The organism is Alicyclobacillus sendaiensis NBRC 100866 (genome assembly GCF_001552675.1).
GTDB classification, from domain to species: domain Bacteria; phylum Bacillota; class Bacilli; order Alicyclobacillales; family Alicyclobacillaceae; genus Alicyclobacillus; species Alicyclobacillus sendaiensis.
The window spans coordinates 1-17,326 of record NZ_BCRQ01000010.1 but is presented as its reverse complement, the minus strand read 5'-3'; the positions used below and the strand labels follow the sequence as shown (position 1 = coordinate 17,326).

Below are 17,326 nucleotides of genomic sequence, written 5' to 3'. Positions count from 1 at the left end.
TACAATGATTGCATAATGTTGTGCGCGAGCCAACCGAAGCGGGTACCGCACGCGCAGGAGAGCGCACGCGCGTTTGAAATCGCTTGCAGGACTGGCTCGGCGAAAGGGGATGCGTCGCACGGTGGATGTCATCCAGGAATCCCACCCCGCGTTGAACGACGCGCTCACGCCGGAGCGCCGAAGCGACGAGCACCGCCTGATTGAGGAGACGGCGCGTTCCTTTGCGGAACGAGACGTCCTTCCGCGCATGGAGGCACTGGAGTCGGGCGACGTCGCTGTGCTGAAAGCGCTTTATCGAAAGGCCGGGGAATTGGGCCTCATCGGCGTGGATCTGCCAGAGGCGTACGGGGGACTGGCGCTGGATCCCCTTGCGTCCTCGTTGGTGTCCGAGGCGCTCGGAGAGACGGCAGGGTTTGGCGTGTCCATCAACATTCACAGCGGCGTCGCGCTTCACCCGATTCTGTACTTTGGCGACGAAGCGCAGCGCGCTGCGTATCTGCCGCGGCTTGCCGCCGGAGAAATGATTGCGTCGTACGCGCTCACGGAACCGGATGCAGGCTCGGATGCGCTCCACGGCAAAACCAGCGCCCGGCGAGACGAAGCGCGCGGATGCTACGTGTTGTCTGGACAAAAACAGTGGATCTCGAACGCGCGCGTCGCCGGCGTGTACGTGGTGTTTGCCCAGCTTTTCGGTCGCGGCATGACCGCTTTCGTCGTGGATCGAGACCGGCCGGGGCTTTCCGTGGGCAAGGAGGAGCGCAAGGTCGGCATTCACGCGAGCCCGACGGCTTCGCTCATCCTCGATGACGTGGACGTTCCGGAATCCGCCTTGCTTGGGGCGCCTGGTCATGGACACCGGATTGCCCTCTCCGTTCTCAATTTGGCGAGGCACAAGATGGCGCTCTACGCCCTGGGCCAGACGAGGCGAGCCATCCGGCTGGCCGCGGCGTACGCCAAGGAGCGGCGTCAATTCGGCGTGCCTATCGCCTCCTTCGGCATGATCCGGGAAAAGCTCGGCTATATGGCGGCGCGCTACTTTGTGGCGCGGAGTGCAGCCTATCGGACGGCGGGCGAACTTGCTCCCGGAAAAAAGCGGGCGCTTGAACTCGCGCTCCGGTCGGATCTGGATCCCGAAGCGAAAGTGCGGGGCGTGGCATCGGCCCTGTCGTCGTGCATCGCGGCCTGCTCGCTGAACAAGGTGCTCGCCACCGAAGTTCAGGCCTTCGTCATCGACGAGGCCGTCCAGATCCACGGCGGCTATGGCTACATGGAGGATTACGAAATCGCGCGGATGTACCGAGACGCCCGCATTACGCGCATCTTTGAAGGAACGAACGAGATCAACCGGCTGGCGGCCGTGAGGGACCTGCTCCATGTTCGCGCTCAGGAAGCAAGCGCTTGTTCACTTGGGGGTCCGTCGTCGCCTACCGCGGCGCCCTCCACGGCCACTCGCCTTCCCGCCGGACGCTTGCGCGCCACGCTTGAGGGCGCCGAAGGCGCCCTGCGCGCCATGCGGGCGCTCTTCGACGCGGTCCTCGAGGCCGCACTCGCCCGCGACGGAGAGCAACTCGTCGAACAGCAGATGCTCGTCCGACGCCTGGCGGATGCGAACATGTGGCTGTACGCGTTGGAGTCCGCGCTCGCCCGCATCGCCCTGGGCGCCGACGCGAAAGGACCCGCGCGCGATCTCGGCGCGGAGCTGGCCGCCGTCGCCTGGGCGGACGCCGTTCGACACGGTTTCGCGCCGCTCGCCGAGGTCGCGCGCCACGTGGGCGTGCCGTTTGACCCCCTGACGGTCCCGGACGAGATCGGCCAACTGGAGACCATCGCAGAGTATGTATTGGATCGGGTGAGGTGAGCGGTTCATGGAGAAACCAGTGATTGGCTTTTTGGGCCTCGGCAAGATGGGACTGCCGATGAGCCTGAACTTGGTGCGCGGCGGGTACGAGGTGCATGGCTACGACGTCGCGCAGCACGCGGTGGAGGCGTTTGCGCGCGAGGGGGGCAAGGCGTGCGCGTCGGTGCATGAGGTGGTGCGCGCGGCGGACGTGTTGTGTGCGAGTCTGCCGGGCCCTGCTGAGGTGACGGAGGTGTTCGGCGGAGTCGTGGCGCAAGAAGGGCACAGCGGCCAGTTGGTCATCGACTTCAGCACCGTGTCGCCTCAGGTCAACCATCGAGTGGCGGAGACGCTCGCAACCCGCGGTATTGACTACCTCGGTGTGCCGGTGTCAGGCGGGGTGGAACGCGCGGTGGACGGGTCGCTCACGGTGATGGTGGGAGGGCCCAAAGCGGCATTTGAGCGGGCGAAGCCGATGCTCGACCTCATCGGCCAAAACGTGTTTCACATCAGCGAGGACGTCGGGGCCGGATCGGTCGTGAAGCTCGTCAACAACTATTTCATCGGCTATTACACGCTCGCGGTGGCTGAGGCGCTCACGCTCGCGGGAGAGATGGGGATGGACCTCGAGCAGCTGTTCTCCATCCTGAACGTGAGCTACGGGCAGAGCCGCATTTACGAGCGCAACTGGAAATTGTTCATCTCGAAGGACTTCTACGAGCCGGGCTTCACGACGCGGCTGTTGATTAAAGATCTGCACCTCGCCAAGGACATGGCCGCCGCGAAAGGACTCGAGTTGCCGATGACGGACGTGCTCATCGGCATGTACGAGAAGGCGGCTGAACATGGATATGCCGATCTCGACATGGCCGCCATGTACCGCTACATCCAGGACATCAAGAACGACGAGCGGGCGTGATCGCCTGGAGAGAGGGGAATCTGCATGCGCCGACTGCAGAACTATGTCGATGGAAGTTGGGTGGAGATTCAGTGCGAAGGCGCTGTACCGGTGTACAATCCCGCGACCGGAGAGGTCATCGCCGAGACACCGCTTTCGACGCACGCCGACGTGGCGCGGGCGGTGGAAGGCGCCAAGCGCGCGTTCGCGTCGTGGAGCCGGGTGCCGGTCGTCAAGCGGGCCCGAGTGGTGTTTGACTTCCTGGCGACATTGAAGGCGGAGCGGGACCATATCGCCAGGATGATCACGACGGAGCACGGCAAGAGTTACGCGGACGCGCAGGCCGAGGTGGATCGCGGCATCGAGGGCATCGAACACGCGCTGTCCGCGCCGACCTTGATGATGGGCGAATCGCTTGCCGAGGTGTCCGAAGGGCTTGAGCAGACGTACTACCGGTATCCCTTGGGCGTCGTCGCCAGCATCACGCCGTTCAACTTCCCGGCCATGATCCCGCTGTGGGTCATGGGCTGGGCGGTGGTGACCGGCAACGCGCTGATTCTGAAACCGTCCGAGCAGACGCCCACGACCACGCTTCGCCTGGTCGAGATGTTCCACGAAGCGGGACTGCCCCCGGGCGTGCTGCAGGCAGTGAACGGCGGCAAGGAGGCCGTGGACGCCATCCTGTCCCACCCCGACATTGTCGCCGTGAACTTCACCGGCTCGACGAAAACGGCCGCCTACGTGTACGAGACCGCGGCGCGCCACCACAAGCGGGTGCAGGCGTTCGCGGGGGCGAAGAATCACGCGATTGTACTGGAGGACGCGGTGCTCGAGCCGACCGTCGACGGTATACTGCGCGCGGCGTTTCACAACGGCGGCCAGCGCTGCATGGCCACCTCGGTCGTCGTGGCCGTGGGTTCCATCGCGGACGAGGTGGTGGAGCGGCTGGCCGAGGGCGCGCGGCGCATGAAAATTGGCCACGGCTTCGAGGAGGGCGTGGACGTCACGCCGCTCATCCGCAGGGAACATCGCGATCGCGTCCGCGCCTATGTCGACGAGGCGGCGATGTCCGCCCGGCTGGTGGTGGACGGACGCCCAGCCATCGAGGAACACCCGGAGGGCTTTTACCTCGGCCCGTGCCTGCTCGACGGCGTGACCCCCGAGATGCGCGTCTGGCAGGAGGAGTTGTTCGGTCCAGTGCTTTCCGTCGTGCGGGCGCGCGATCTCGACGAGGCCATCGCCATCGCCAACCGTTCGCGCTACGCCAACGGCGCCATCCTGTACACGCAGAGCGGCAAGGCGGCTCAGGTCTTCCGGGATCGCATCGACGCGGGCATGGTCGGCATCAACGTCAACGTGCCGCTTCCCGTGGCCTTCTTCCCGTTTGGCGGGCACAAGGACTCCTTCTACGGCGTGACGGGCGAGAACGGCAAGGAGCTCGTCCAGTTTTTCACGCGGAAGAAGGTCGTCTCGACGCGTTGGTTTTGAGGGAGAGCGAGGTGGAGTATGGAGAGCGTCTTGTTTCGACAGACCGGCACGGTGGCTTGGCTCGGGCTCAATCGGCCGAAGCAGCTGAACGCCCTGAGCCTCGAGATGATTCGGCTCCTTCGCCGCCATTTGGACGAGGTGGCGCAGGATCCGTCGGTCGAGATCGTCGTGCTGTACGGCGAAGGGGATCGCGCCTTCTGCGCCGGCGGCGACATTCGAGCGCTGTACGACGCGAAGGATGAGCCCAACCTCGAGACCGCGTCCGCCTTTTTCTCCGAGGAGTACGCGCTCGACGATCGCGTCGCGCGGTTTCCAAAGCCAGTGGTCGCCCTGTGGGACGGCATCGTGATGGGTGGCGGGGTCGGGCTCACCTACGGCGCCGTGTGGAAGATCGCGACGGATCGCACGCGGTTCGCGATGCCTGAGACCGGCATCGGCTTCTTCCCTGACGTCGGCATGTGTCACGCGCTCAGCCGGATGGAAGGGGGCTTAGGGGTCTACCTCGCGCTCACCGGCGAGTCCGTGGGCGCCGACGTGCTGCTCGCGGCGGGCCTGGCCAACGGCTGGCTCCCGGGCGGCGAGCGGCCGTCGTTTACGGCGGAGCTCGCGCGGCGGGGCGAACAGGGCGAGACGGCGGAGGACATCCAGCGGTTTCTGGGCGCAAGGCTCGCCGCTCATCGCCAGCCGTCGTCGGAGGAGGTGGCCGACTTTCTCCGGCGCGTGAAGGACTATTTCGACGCCCCGTCGCTCGCTGACATCCTGGCGCGCTTGCGAGAGGGTGCCTCGGGCGATCCGTTCGCGGCACAGTCGCTCGAGATCCTGCGCCAGCGCTCGCCGCTCTCCTTGGCGGTGACCTTCGAGGCGCTCCGCCGCGCGCGAAGCGCGACGTACCGCGAGGTGCTGGAGACGGATCTCGTCCTCGCCCTGCAGTTCATTCGCCAGGGTGACTTTCTCGAGGGCGTTCGCGCCCAGCTCGTCGACAAGGACCGGCGCCCCAAATGGCGCCACGCCGATCTGGCGAGCGTTGCGCCCGAAGAAGTGGAGGCGTTTTTCGAACCCATTGCCCGTCCTTCCATCCCGTTTGCCGATTCGCGCCCGTAGAGCTTCCTGGAGAGGAGCGTGGTGAGATGGAGCCATCCCAGACCGCGGCATTTGCCGACCTTTTGGCACCGGACGTGTTCAACATCGCGAGCGCCATTTTGGATCGAGACGCGTCGAGGCGTGCGCTCGTGTGGCGCTCGGAAGCAGGTGCGAAGCGCACGTTGACGTACGGCGAGCTGCGCCGCGAGTCCCTTCGCTTGGCGCAGTCCCTTCACGATCTCGGCCTGCAGAAGGGCGACCGGGTGCTTGTGTTGATGCCCCGCCGGCCGGAGACCTACGCCGTGTATCTTGCTCTTCTCTCGCTCGGCGCCGTCGTTCTGCCCGGGTCCGAGTTGCTCATGCCCAACGACATCGCCTATCGCCTGAGGCACGCGGAGGCGAAGGGCGTGATCGCCCACGCGGCGCTCGCTGAGCGCGCCGAGGCGGCCATGGCCGAGGCGCCGTCGGTAGCCATGCGCGTCGTGGTCGAGGGCTCGCGAGAAGGCTGGCTGGCGTACGACGACCTCGTGCGCGGCGCGGCAGGCGAGTGGGAGGTGGTTCCGACTCGCCGGGACGATCTCGCCTTCCTGTCGTACACCTCCGGGACGACGGGCTATCCCAAAGGCGTGATGCACGTGCACGGCTGGGCGCACGCGCACTGGCACATCGCCGCGAAGCGCTGGCTCGGCATCGAGCCGGACGACGTCGTCTGGGCCACCGCAGGGCCCGGATGGGCGAAGTGGATCTGGAGCCCGTTTGTGGCCACGCTGATGTCGGGGGCAACCGGTTTTCACTACAGCGGCCGATTCGACGCGGAGACGTTCCTTGCGCTCATCGACGATGAACAGGTGAACGTGCTCTGTGCGACGCCGACGGAGTACCGCATGATGGCCAAGGTGGACGGTTTGGAACGGTTTCGCCTTTCGTCGCTTCGCCAGGCGGTGAGCGCGGGCGAGCCGCTCAATCGCGAGGTCATCGACACGTTCCGCCGCTATTTCCAGATCACCGTTCGCGACGGGTATGGGCAGACGGAGAACACGCTGCTTATCGCGACGTGCGTGGACACGGAGGTGCGCCCCGGTTCGATGGGGCTGCCGACGGTCGAAGGGGCCGTGGACGTGGTCGACGAAGAGGGCCGGCCGCTTCCGCCGGGCCAGGTTGGCGACATCGCGGTCAGGCGCGACTTTCCGGCGCTCTTCCGAGGTTATTACAAGGACGACGAGCGAACCCAGGCGCAGTTTCGGGGCGCGTGGTACATCACGGGCGATCGCGCCGAGAAGGACGCGGACGGCTACCTTTGGTTCAGCGGCCGCGCGGACGACATCATCATCAGCGCTGGATACACCATCGGGCCGTTTGAAGTGGAGGACGCGCTCGTGAAGCATCCGCTGGTGCGGGAGTGCGCGGCGGTGTCGAGCCCCGACGAGGTGCGGGGCGCCATCGTGAAGGCGTTCGTCGTCTTAAAGGATCCCGAACTCCACCGAACGCTCGCCCACGACGGCGAGCGGCGCGAGGCGCTGGTGCGCGAACTTCAGGAGCACGTGAAGCAGATCACCGCGCCCTACAAGTATCCGCGCGCCATCGAATTCGTGGAGGATTTGCCGAAGACGACGTCGGGCAAGATCCGCCGCGTCGAGCTCCGGGAGCGGGAGTGGAAGCGGCACCGCAACGCGCACGAGGGGCAGGGAGGCTGACTTCATGTACGAGGCTGTCATTGTCGACACCGTCCGCACGCCTATTGGGCGTAGGAACGGCGCGCTGAAGGACGTGCACCCGGTGGATCTGTTGGGGCACGTCCTGCGCTCCATCGTCGAGCGCAACCAGCTGCCTCCCGAGGCGGTGGACGACGTGATCGCAGGGTGCCTGACGCAGATTGGCGACCAGGCGGTCAACATCGCTCGCAACGCGTGGCTCGCGGCCGGGCTGCCGGAGTCCGTGCCGGGATGCACCATCGATCGCCAGTGCGGGTCGAGCCTGCAGGCGCTTCACTTCGCCGCGCAGGGCGTGATGAGCGGGGCGTACGAGATTGCCATCGCCTGCGGCGTCGAGGCGATGTCGCGCGTGCCTATGATGTCTTCCATCGGCGTCTATGGCACGCCGATGACGGAATCGCTGGAAGCGCGCTATCACATGCGCCAGTACAATCGCTCCTTTTTCGATCAGGCGCTCGGTGCGGAGCTGCTTGCCAAAGAGTGGGGGTTCTCGCGGGAGGATCTCGATCAGTTCGGCCTGAGGAGCCACCAGTTGGCGGCCAAGGCCCGAGGCGAAGGGAAGTTTCGGCGCGAAATCGTGCCGGTGCCGCTCGCGCTTGCCAAACGGTCGGGGTGGTTCGAGCAGGACGAGGGCATTCGGACCGATACGTCGCTCGAGAAGATGTTGTCCCTGAAGCCGGCCTTCCCAGACTTAGAGCTCATCACGGCGGGCAACGCGAGCCAGATCTCGGATGGCGCGAGCGCCGCACTGGTGATGCGCCGGGAGACGGCCGAAAAGTTGGCATTGCGGCCGCGCGCTCGGTTTGTCGCGTTCAGTGTCGTCGGCGTGAACCCGGTGACCATGTTGACCGGGCCCATCCCGGCGACGCAAAAGGTGCTGCAAAACGCCGGGCTCAAGGTCGAGGACATCGACCTGTTCGAAGTGAACGAGGCGTTTGCGCCCGTGGTCCTGGGCTGGCAAAAGGAGATTGGCGCGCCGTGGGACCGCGTGAACGTCCACGGCGGCGCCATCGCGCTCGGACATCCGCTCGGCGCGACGGGGACTCGCATTGCGGCGACGTTGTTGAACGCGCTCGAGGATCGCGGCGGGCGGTTTGGGCTCATCGCCATCTGCGAGGGGGCGGGCATGGCGAACGCGACCGTGATCGAGCGGATCGAAGCATGAGTCTAGCGTGTCACGTGGAGGTTGAGCGATGAAACTTGAAGGTGTGGCGTTCATTGTGACGGGCGGCGGATCCGGGCTCGGTGAAGCCACAGCGCGGGCATTCGCGGAGGCCGGCGCGCAGGTCGCCATCTTTGACGTGCAGGAGGAACGCGGTAAGCGGGTGGCCGAGGAGATTGACGGCTCATATTTCCGGGTCGACGTGACGGATGAGGACGCGGTGCGCGCGGCGGTGGAGGAAGTCGCGCGGGGCGGCGCGCTCCGCGGCGCGGTGAATTGCGCCGGCATCGCCACGGCGGAAAAGATCCTGTCCAAGCGCGGCGTTCACTCGCTGGACAGCTTCGCGCGCGTGATTCAGGTGAATCTCGTCGGCACGTTCAACGTGATGCGCTTCGTGGCCGCGCGCGTTGCCGAGGCGCCGGCTCTCGAAGACGGCGAACGCGGCGTGATCATCAACACCGCGTCCATCGCCGCTTACGAGGGTCAGATCGGCCAGGCGGCGTACGCGGCGTCCAAGGGCGGCATCGTGGGGCTCACGCTGCCTGCAGCGCGCGAACTGGCCGCCTACGGGATTCGGGTGGTGAGTATCGCGCCAGGCATCTTCGAGACGCCGCTTCTCATGGGCCTGCCCGAGGCCGCGCGCCAGTCGCTCGGACAGCAGGTTCCGTTCCCCCAGCGGCTCGGGCGTCCGCGCGAATACGCGCTCCTCGCGCGCCACATCGTGGAGAACCCGATGTTGAACGGAGAGGTGATTCGCCTCGACGGAGCGCTGCGCATGCAGCCGAGGTAAATGCGCGGATGCGAAAAGGCGCGGGGGAGGAGCCCCGCGCCTTTCCCATGTGCGGATCAGCGTCCGCGCCGCACCGGTTCATGATGACCCAGGTAACTGCTTCGCACCTGTCGCAGGGTCTCAATCCGCTTCATCGCCATCTCGTCCGCGGCCCGGTACGTCGGGATATTGCGCTCCGACGACAGCTTGTACAGGTTCAGCATGATGTCGTAGATCCGCTCCACCTTCGACCGCGCGCGTTCCGGGTGGTACCCTTCGAGCTCGTCGGCCACGTTGATGAGTCCACCTGCGTTGATGACGTAGTCAGGCGCGTACAAAATGCCTCGCTCGTGGAGCAGATCTCCGTGTCGCTCTTCGGCTAGCTGGTTGTTCGCGGAACCCGCGATGATCTGGGCCCGAATCCGCGGGATGGTTTCGTCATTCAAGACTGCTCCGAGCGCGCAGGGCGCCAGAATCTCACATTCGGCGCTCAGGATGTCTTGAGGAGACAACGCCTGCGCTCCAAATTCACTGACTGCGCGCTCCACCTGCAAGGGGTTGACGTCGGCGACCAGCAGCTCGGCTCCGGCGCCGTGCAGGAGGCGAGCCAGTTCGTATCCGACGCTTCCAAGCCCCTGAACCGCGACGCGGCGCCCGGCGAGATCGTCCGTGCCGTACAGGTACTTGGCGCTCGCCTGAATCCCGCGGAACACGCCGAGGGCCGTCATGCCGCTTGGGTTGCCGCTCGAACCGTAGCTTGGCGAAATGCCGCACACGTACGGCGTCTCGAGGTGAATGAGGTCCATATCCTGGACGGTTGTGCCCACGTCTTCGGCGGTGATGTATCGCCCGCCCAAGCTGTGGATGTACCGCCCCAAGGCGCGAAACAGGGCCTCGCTCTTGTCCTTTCGCGGATCTCCCATGATGACCGTCTTGCCGCCGCCGAGATTCAGCCCGGCCGCAGCCGCCTTGTAGGTCATGCCGCGCGCCAAGCGGAGCGCGTCGACCACCGCGTCCTCTTCAGAGGCGTACGTCCACATCCGGCATCCGCCGAGCGCGGGGCCGAGCGTCGTGTCGTGGATGGCGATCACGGCGCGCAGGCCGGAGGCGTTGTCGTAGCAGAAGATCACCTGCTCGTAATCGAATTGGACCATGCGAGTAAAAAGTTCCATGTCCTTCGAGACCTCCCCACGGAGTATGCCGTTCCGGCGGTCCTACCAGAACGATAGGGCGGCGCTCGTTTGCAAGCGCTTTCAATCAACCTCAATTGTAGCATGTTTTCTGATGGAATACTACATCTCTGGGCAGGATCGAGGCGTGACGCACGCCGGCGCGCTGCAAAGGCTCTGGTCAGCAAGGACGGATTGATGGTTGTGTCAGGATCCGAACGGGAGTATAATGACACTGATAGTGACATGTGCGGCTTATTCGCGCGAGGATGTGCGAGCCCTGGCGCGGAGACAACGAATGGCGTGAAAGCGGATGGAACGGGTCGGGTGGTCCGTTTGAGCGCGTTCGATGCACAGAAAGACACGGCCTTGGTCTGAGCGGGCTTTTTTTTGCATGTCGAGGGAACTGCGAAAGGAGACCGGGAGGGCTGGTCGTGATCGTGTCGCTGAATTCCTTGGGTATGGTAACGGAGGTGCAAAATGCCAAAATCGAAGTCGAGACTTTCGATCATCCCGCTCGGTGGAGTCGGGGAGATCGGAAAGAACATGACGCTGTACTGGTACGGGCAGGACATGATCGTCGTCGATGCGGGGCTCAAGTTTCCTGATGAAGATATGCTCGGCATCGACATCGTGATTCCGGATATCACGTTTTTGGTCGAGAATCGCGAGAAAATTCGCGGCATCTTTCTCACGCACGGACACGAAGACCACATCGGCGGACTTCCGTACGTGCTTCGCGAGATCAACGTGCCGGTGTACGGAACGCGTTTGACGCTCGGCCTGGTGGAGAACAAGTTGCGCGAGGCGGGCGTGCATGACGTGAAGCTCGTCACCATGGATGGAAAGTCGCGCGTCCAACTCGGCCAGTTCGCGGTGTCCCCGTTCTACGTGAACCACAGTATTCCGGACACGGTCGGCTTTGCCATCGAAACGCCGGAAGGTGTCGTCATTCATACGGGCGACTACAAATTCGACCAGACGCCGATTGACGGGCGGCGCGCGGATATCCACAAACTGGCACAGTGGGGAGCGCGAGGCGTGCTGGCCCTCGTCGGCGACAGCACGAACGCGGAACGGCCGGGTTATACGCCGTCGGAGATGACGGTCGGCATCCGGATCGACGAGATCATCAGTCAAGCTCCCGGGCGCGTGATTCTGTCCACCTTTGCGTCAAACATCCACCGCCTGCAGCTCATGATCCGGGCGGCGGAGCGCCATGGCCGCAAAGTCGCCATCGTCGGCCGCAGCATGGTCAACAACGTTCAGACGTCGCTGCAGCTGGGATACCTGGAGGCGCAGCCGGACACGCTGATCGATCCGGACGAGGTGAATAAGCTGCCGCCCGAGAAGGTTGTCATCCTCTCCACGGGCAGCCAAGGGGAGCCGATGTCCGCGCTCACCCGCATGGCTCGCGCAGCGCATCGCAAAATCGAAATTGTGCCGGGCGACACCGTCGTGTTGGCGAGTTCGCCGATTCCCGGCAACGAAAAGTTCGTGGCAAGGACCATCGATCAGCTGTTCCGCGCGGGCGCTCACGTGATTTACCGCGGCGTCCACGCTTCGGGGCACGGGAGTCAGGAAGAACTCAAGTGGATGCTTCAGCTCGTGCGCCCGAAATACTTCCTCCCGGTGCACGGCGAGTTTCGCATGCAGCGGATCCACGCCGATCTCGCCGTCCAGCTCGGCATTCAGCCAGACCACATCTTCATCACGGAGATTGGAGACGTGGTGGAGTTTGAGGACGGCCGAGCGCGCCTCGGCGGTAAGGTGCCGGCCGGATCTGTGATGATCGATGGGCTTGGCGTCGGCGACGTCGGCAACATCGTGTTGCGCGATCGCAAATTGTTGTCGCAGGACGGGATCTTGGTCGTGGTGGTCACGCTCTCCAAGACGACGGGGCACATCCTGTCGGGTCCCGACATCATCTCGCGCGGTTTTGTCTACGTGCGCGAGTCGGAGGCGCTGTTGGATGAGGCCAATCGCCTCGTGGAGAGCACGCTCAGCAAGCTGGTCTCGGATAACGTGAGCGAGTGGTCTTCGCTGAAGACGGCTGTCCGGGATACGTTGGGGCGGTACCTGTACGAACAGACGCGGCGCCGCCCGATGATCCTGCCCATCATCATGGAGGCGTGATCGGCCGGGCGTCTTCTTCCGCAACGCGAGAGCTATTCCCGGTCCGCGAGGGGCGCGGTGAGCGGGGATAGCTCTCGTTGTTTTTGCGAGCATGCATCTCGGCAACTCGGCCCAAACGGCTTGCGTATGGACGTGCATCCCTTTGCCGATACTGGGACGGCAGGAGGCGGATGAAACATGGAGACGAGTTCAGCCTACGACGCCGTCATGAAGGCTGGAGCGGCAGGCGGCGGGGATGCGCAGGAGGCGAAGGAATCCTCTTCGCCCGTGGAGTCGCTTGGTGCGGGCGAACCCGCGGCCGTGGTGACGGGGGACATCTACTGCTTGACGGTCATCGGCCAGATTGAGGGGCACATGGTGCTGCCGCCTCAGAACAAGACGACCAAGTACGAACACGTCATCCCACAGCTCGTCGCGGTGGAGGAGAGCGATAAGATCGACGGGCTGCTCATCATCCTCAACACGGTGGGGGGTGACGTCGAGGCGGGCCTTGCCATTGCGGAACTGGTGGCCTCGATGTCCAAGCCTAAGGTGTCCGTCGTGCTCGGCGGAGGCCACTCCATCGGCGTGCCCATCGCCGTCGCGGCGGATTACACGTTCATCGCGGAGTCGGCCAGCATGACCATCCATCCCATTCGCTTGAATGGCCTTGTGATTGGCGTGCAGCAGTCGTTCGAGTACCTCGAGAAGATGCAGGATCGGGTGATTCGCTTCGTCGTCGAACACTCGCGCATCTCGGAAGACATGTTTCGCCACCTGATGCTCAACACGGGTGAAATGGCGAAGGACATTGGGACGACCGTGGTGGGGCGGGACGCCGTCAAGTACGGCCTGTGCGACGAGGTGGGCGGCCTCGGACAGGCGATGAAGAAGCTGAAGGACCTCATTCGGGAACGCAAGGAGATCCGACCGAGCTCCGCGCTCGCACGCGTCCCTCAGCCGGGGGTGATTCAGTGATGCTGTGGACGACGTTGTCCGAGAGCGAGATTTACAGCGGATGGTGGGGCACGGAGATCCGATTTGAGGAGTGGAAGGACGGACATCGGACGCTCATCGTCGCGCGGGACGAAACCGGCACGCCGAGACTTGTGCGGTTGATCAGTCCCATCGCGAGTGACTATCTGCGGCCTGAGTGGCAGCCGGGCGCGCCGCTTCGCTGAGGGCCGCAGGCAGGAGTTTGAGCGCCCGGGTCGAATCATCAGTCTAAGGAAGGGACTGGTGAGGATTGGCTCGCAAGCAGCAACAAAAAAATGTGCTGAAATACGAAGTCACCGGTCTGGCGATGCTCACGGCCTGCGCGCTGGCGCTGGGGCGCTTGGGGCTGGTGGGCCAGTTCCTGGCCGTCGTGAGCATCTATCTCGCGGGGAGTTGGTATTTTCTGATCCCTATTTTGGTGGGCTATGCGGCCGTGTACATGATGGTGCGCAGGAGTCGCTTCGTGTGGGACGGCCGCCATCTTGGCCTGTTGATCCTCCTTCTCTGCATGCTTGCCCTCATTGAGATGAATTTTTATTCCAATCTCGCCGACCAGGGGCTTCAGTCGTATTTTTGGTCGAGCGAGTGGAACGCGCTGCAAGCGCTGCGCGCGTACGTGTTTCATCCAACCTCCGGGTCGCCCCCGAGCGCCGGAGGAGGGCTCATTGGCTTTTTCGTCTTTCAGCTCTTGCATCTTTTGTTCAATTCGCCGCAGACCTACGAACTCGGGCCGCGCCTCGTGATTGTCGCAGGAGGACTGATTGGCATCGCCCTCGTGTTCCAGGTGTCGCTCGTGAGCGTGGTGCGCCGTGGTTCCCGCTACACGGAGCAGGCGTTGGATCGCATGTGGTCCAACATTCGCCAACAAGCGGGCCAGGTGTTCAGGAGGGAGAAAGATCCTGAGCCGGAGGTGGTGGAGGACGCGCCTCGGGCCACGCGGCCGGCGGTCGTAATCGACGGCGATGTCTTGGAAGACGTGGCCCCTGAGGCTTCGCAGGTCGAGGCGGAGCCCGTCATCCACGATTTTGCGGCTCGCGCCAGCCGGCCGGAGCAGACAGGCGACGTTCCCCCGTGGGCGGAGGACGACGAACCTGTGGTCGAGACGGATGCGAAGGGCCTCGTGGTCCGATTTCCCTCGCGAAGCGAGCGGAAAAGGCCGTCGACGGCGCGCGAGGAAGATCGGGGCGCTGCCGTCGTGCCCGAGTACGAGGTGGGGCCGATGGTCCACGACGAATCGTATCAGCTTCCTCCGATCACACTGTTTGACCCACCTTCGGGCAAGCACGCGCCGCTCGCCACGGCCAATGTGCAGGAGAACGCGCAGAAACTGCAGTCCACCCTTCAGTCGTTCAACGTGCAGGCTCGCGTGGTCGAGATTCATCGAGGGCCCACGGTGACGCGCTACGAAATTCAACCCGCGGCCGGCGTGAAGGTCGCGCGCGTCCTGTCGCTGCAGGACGACATCGCCCTCGCGCTCGCGGCCAGGGATATTCGCATCGAGGCGCCGGTGCCCGGAAAATCCGTCATCGGCATCGAGATTCCCAACGACGAGATCGCCGTGGTCACGCTGCGTGAGGTGCTGGAGTCGCCCGAATTTCAGAACAATCCCGCGAAGCTGGCGCTCGCGCTGGGCCGAGACATCACCGGCGCGCCGATTGTGGGCGATCTCCAGAAGATGCCCCATCTCCTCGTGGCGGGCGCCACGGGTTCGGGCAAGAGCGTGTGCATCAACGGGATGATCGCGTCTTTGCTCGTGCGCGCCAAGCCCCACGAGGTTAAGCTGATGATGATTGATCCGAAGATGGTGGAACTGAGCATCTACAACGGCATTCCGCACCTGCTGACGCCCGTCGTGACCGACGCCAGGCTGGCGGCCGGCGCGCTGAAGAAAATCGTGCAGGAGATGGAGAACCGCTATCGGCTGATGGCGGAGCGGGGCGCCAGGGACGTCGATCGGTTCAACGAAATCATGCGCGAAGAGGGTCTCGAGCCGCTGCCATACATCGTCGTGATCGTCGATGAATTGGCGGATTTGATGATGGTGGCGCCGCATGACGTGGAGGACGCCATCTGCCGATTGGCCCAGATGGCCCGCGCGGCCGGCATCCACCTCATCGTCGCGACGCAGCGGCCGTCCGTCGACGTCATCACCGGCCTCATTAAGGCGAACATCCCGAGCCGGATTGCGTTCGCCGTTTCGTCCATGGCGGATTCGCGCACGATTCTCGACATGGGCGGCGCCGAGAAGCTGCTCGGCCGGGGCGACATGCTCTACTATCCGGTGGGCGCGGCCAAACCGACGCGCGTGCAGGGGGCCTATGTGTCGGAGCGAGAAATTGAGCGGCTGGTGGAGTACGTGAAAAACCAGCAGCACGCGGTCTACACGATGGATTTGAGCACCGCCATCGAGGAGGAACCGGAGGACGAGGAGGGGCCGGAGCTCGACAGCCTGTTCATGGACGCGGTCGATCTCGTCGTGGAGATGGGTCAGGCCTCTGTGTCGCTGTTGCAGCGAAGGTTTCGCATTGGATACTCGCGCGCCGCGCGCATCGTCGATCAGATGGAGCAGAGTGGCATCGTGGGGCCGTACGAAGGCAGCAAGCCTCGGGAGGTCCTCATCACGAAGGAGCAGTGGCTGCAAGCCAAATCCTCGTTCATGCGCCAGCACCAGGCCGAATGAGGCATACGCCCCGGCGTCGTTCCGTATACATGTCCTAGTCCAACACAAGGAGAGGACGCCGGGTGGTACGCGAGAAATTGTCCATCGCAGTCATGGCAGTCGCCTTTGTGGCGCTGTGCGGGTATATGGGCTTGGAACATCGTCTCTCGGATCGCGGCGTCGGGCGCGCGCCGGCAGGGGTCCAGCGCGCCGGCGGGGCCATTCAGACCACCCAAGCCGCTCCCTCGAACGCGGAGATCGAGGCCATCGCCGCGAGTCTTGCCGATGTTCCCGGCCTCTACGACCTGGCGGTTTTGCCCGACGATCGCGGCGATGGCCAGTTCGTGGTGTCGGCCATGGTGGAAGTGGAGACGCCCTCCGGTCAGGCGCCGAATCCAACGGTGGCGTTTCGCGATATGCGCGCCGCCACGGACGCCTATATGAGCGACCTGTACTTGCTGAAAGAGCCGATTGCGGAGGCGGAGATCACTTTCACAGAGGGGGGGACCATCGTGGGCACAGCCGGGCTCGGGCGGACCGCCTACAAGCAATTGGCGTCCCGGGCGGCAGGGGAAGATCTGGCTGGCGCGATGGAGCAAGCGCACCAGGACGACACGGGCGTGGATCAAGCGTGTTGGATCGAACTGAAACCGCTCGCGAACTGAAGCGATTCTGCTTTCAAGGGGAAGGCATACAGAAGACCACACGAGAGAAGACAAAAGGGGCGCCTACGGGCGCCCCTTTTGTCGGCTTGCGCCGTCGATAAACCGCTGCGTAACGGAGATCTGCTCGCGGCGAAACGACCGCATGAGCGCTCGAACCACGGGTTCGTGGCCGGTGCGCAGGAGCGCATCCACGATGGTCTGCAGTGTAAAATGCTCGTCGAGCGACTCGCGCACATGCGGGTGATCGTCGAGATGATCGAGCCAGGTCTCGTCGTAGTACTTCCCGCGCAGCTCTCGATAGGCCTCCTCATAGAGGTCGTAAATGTCGAACGGCGCGTCGATCTGCTCGAGATAAAAGTCCAGCTGATACAGCGCTTTGGCTACGGACACGTGGTCTCCGCCCATCTCTCCCACGGCGCCATCATCCTTTCGTATACCCTTATCATGTGAGAGAGACGCGTGAAAGGCAAGCGCGGAGTTCTGCCTGGGTGAGACAAGCCGGCAGGGAAGGTTTACAATAGGGTGAAGCGATGTTCGCAAAGCCCGCGAAGAGGGAGTGGATTGTCGACGGTGAGAAGGAAGTGGCGGCTTGCGGTGGCCCTCTGCGCCGCCGCGGCCAGCGTCGCGGGCTGCGGTGCGCCGGACCTCGCGTCCATGCGCCCGACCGTTCACAAGCCCGCTGTGCTGGTGGAGATTGTGGGTTCACCCCCATTTGCGCCGTCTGAGGCCGAGCTCGGAACGGCGGGAGCCACAGCGGTTGAAGTCGTGCGCGTGTC

Annotated in this window: 14 protein-coding genes and 1 pseudogene; 13 read left to right on the top strand and 2 right to left on the bottom strand. The window is 64.2% G+C overall.

Annotated features, from left to right (window positions below; all coding sequences use genetic code 11):
- The first annotated feature begins 121 nt into the window (after nucleotides 1-121).
- Genes AS26_RS03440 through AS26_RS03410 form a run of 7 tightly spaced genes read left to right on the top strand, consistent with a single transcriptional unit; the run spans nucleotide 122 to nucleotide 8,967 of the window.
- Nucleotides 122-1,858: an acyl-CoA dehydrogenase family protein gene (locus AS26_RS03440; protein ID WP_245629581.1), complete on the top strand. Its 1,737-nt coding sequence runs from the start codon at nucleotides 122-124 to the stop codon at nucleotides 1,856-1,858.
- Nucleotides 1,859-1,865: 7 nt separating this feature from the next.
- A complete protein-coding gene (locus tag AS26_RS03435) occupies nucleotides 1,866-2,756 on the top strand; it encodes an NAD(P)-dependent oxidoreductase (RefSeq protein ID WP_062306157.1) in 891 nt (296 codons plus the stop codon).
- A gap of 24 nt (nucleotides 2,757-2,780) precedes the next feature.
- Nucleotides 2,781-4,223 (top strand): CoA-acylating methylmalonate-semialdehyde dehydrogenase, encoded by a 1,443-nt coding sequence (locus AS26_RS03430; protein WP_062306156.1) that lies wholly within the window; start codon nucleotides 2,781-2,783, stop codon nucleotides 4,221-4,223.
- Between the two features lie 18 nt (nucleotides 4,224-4,241).
- The gene (locus AS26_RS03425) at nucleotides 4,242-5,324 is read left to right on the top strand and encodes an enoyl-CoA hydratase/isomerase family protein (protein ID WP_062306154.1); all 1,083 of its coding nucleotides are present in this window, start codon (nucleotides 4,242-4,244) and stop codon (nucleotides 5,322-5,324) included.
- Nucleotides 5,325-5,350: 26 nt separating this feature from the next.
- Nucleotides 5,351-6,997, top strand: coding sequence for an acetate--CoA ligase (locus AS26_RS03420; protein WP_062306152.1), 1,647 nt, complete (start codon nucleotides 5,351-5,353; stop codon nucleotides 6,995-6,997).
- 4 nt (nucleotides 6,998-7,001) lie between these two features.
- Entirely contained in the window at nucleotides 7,002-8,180 is a 1,179-nt protein-coding gene (locus tag AS26_RS03415) for a thiolase family protein (protein WP_062306150.1), read from the top strand.
- Nucleotides 8,181-8,208: 28 nt separating this feature from the next.
- Nucleotides 8,209-8,967: a 3-hydroxyacyl-CoA dehydrogenase gene (locus tag AS26_RS03410; protein WP_062306149.1), complete on the top strand. Its 759-nt coding sequence runs from the start codon at nucleotides 8,209-8,211 to the stop codon at nucleotides 8,965-8,967.
- 56 nt (nucleotides 8,968-9,023) lie between these two features.
- On the opposite strand, the gene AS26_RS03405 is transcribed toward AS26_RS03410, so the two are convergent.
- Nucleotides 9,024-10,118 (bottom strand): Glu/Leu/Phe/Val family dehydrogenase, encoded by a 1,095-nt coding sequence (locus AS26_RS03405; protein WP_062306147.1) that lies wholly within the window; start codon nucleotides 10,116-10,118, stop codon nucleotides 9,024-9,026.
- A 477-nt stretch (nucleotides 10,119-10,595) separates the two neighbouring features.
- On the opposite strand from AS26_RS03405, the gene AS26_RS03400 reads away from it, so the two are divergent.
- From AS26_RS03400 to AS26_RS03380, 5 genes are all read left to right on the top strand, one after another.
- Complete coding sequence (locus AS26_RS03400; protein WP_062306145.1) at nucleotides 10,596-12,251, top strand: ribonuclease J; 1,656 nt, start codon at nucleotides 10,596-10,598, stop codon at nucleotides 12,249-12,251.
- Between the two features lie 177 nt (nucleotides 12,252-12,428).
- Nucleotides 12,429-13,208: a ClpP family protease gene (locus AS26_RS03395; RefSeq protein ID WP_062306144.1), complete on the top strand. Its 780-nt coding sequence runs from the start codon at nucleotides 12,429-12,431 to the stop codon at nucleotides 13,206-13,208.
- Nucleotides 13,208-13,411 carry a YlzJ-like family protein gene (locus AS26_RS03390; protein WP_062306142.1) on the top strand — a complete coding sequence of 68 codons (204 nt, stop codon included), beginning with the start codon at nucleotides 13,208-13,210 and terminating at the stop codon, nucleotides 13,409-13,411. Before AS26_RS03395 ends, AS26_RS03390 begins: the two co-directional genes overlap by 1 nt.
- 65 nt (nucleotides 13,412-13,476) lie before the next feature.
- A complete protein-coding gene (locus tag AS26_RS03385; RefSeq protein ID WP_062306141.1) occupies nucleotides 13,477-15,906 on the top strand; it encodes an FtsK/SpoIIIE family DNA translocase in 2,430 nt (809 codons plus the stop codon).
- Nucleotides 15,907-15,968: 62 nt separating this feature from the next.
- On the top strand, nucleotides 15,969-16,550 hold the full coding sequence (locus AS26_RS03380; protein WP_062306139.1) for a hypothetical protein: 582 nt from the start codon (nucleotides 15,969-15,971) through the stop codon (nucleotides 16,548-16,550).
- A 63-nt stretch (nucleotides 16,551-16,613) separates the two neighbouring features.
- Here AS26_RS03380 and AS26_RS03375 read toward each other — a convergent pair whose 3' ends face one another.
- Entirely contained in the window at nucleotides 16,614-16,955 is a 342-nt protein-coding gene (locus AS26_RS03375) for a hypothetical protein (RefSeq protein WP_245629583.1), read from the bottom strand.
- A 165-nt stretch (nucleotides 16,956-17,120) separates the two neighbouring features.
- Between AS26_RS03375 and AS26_RS03370 the strand changes: the two are divergent.
- A pseudogene (locus AS26_RS03370) lies at nucleotides 17,121-17,326 on the top strand (hypothetical protein); the annotation flags it as partial.

Bases quoted from the DNA above. Each gene is read 5' to 3' on its own strand.
- AS26_RS03430 (WP_062306156.1), top strand. From the start codon at position 2,781: ATGCGCCGACTGCAGAACTATGTCGATGGAAGTTGGGTGGAGATTCAG.
- AS26_RS03425 (WP_062306154.1), top strand. From the start codon at position 4,242: ATGGAGAGCGTCTTGTTTCGACAGACCGGCACGGTGGCTTGGCTCGGG.
- AS26_RS03375 (WP_245629583.1), bottom strand. From the start codon at position 16,955: ATGGGCGGAGACCACGTGTCCGTAGCCAAAGCGCTGTATCAGCTGGAC.
- AS26_RS03405 (WP_062306147.1), bottom strand. From the start codon at position 10,118: ATGGAACTTTTTACTCGCATGGTCCAATTCGATTACGAGCAGGTGATC.
- AS26_RS03400 (WP_062306145.1), top strand. From the start codon at position 10,596: ATGCCAAAATCGAAGTCGAGACTTTCGATCATCCCGCTCGGTGGAGTC.
- AS26_RS03410 (WP_062306149.1), top strand. From the start codon at position 8,209: ATGAAACTTGAAGGTGTGGCGTTCATTGTGACGGGCGGCGGATCCGGG.
- AS26_RS03395 (WP_062306144.1), top strand. From the start codon at position 12,429: ATGGAGACGAGTTCAGCCTACGACGCCGTCATGAAGGCTGGAGCGGCA.
- AS26_RS03390 (WP_062306142.1), top strand. From the start codon at position 13,208: ATGCTGTGGACGACGTTGTCCGAGAGCGAGATTTACAGCGGATGGTGG.
- AS26_RS03435 (WP_062306157.1), top strand. From the start codon at position 1,866: ATGGAGAAACCAGTGATTGGCTTTTTGGGCCTCGGCAAGATGGGACTG.
- AS26_RS03415 (WP_062306150.1), top strand. From the start codon at position 7,002: ATGTACGAGGCTGTCATTGTCGACACCGTCCGCACGCCTATTGGGCGT.
- AS26_RS03420 (WP_062306152.1), top strand. From the start codon at position 5,351: ATGGAGCCATCCCAGACCGCGGCATTTGCCGACCTTTTGGCACCGGAC.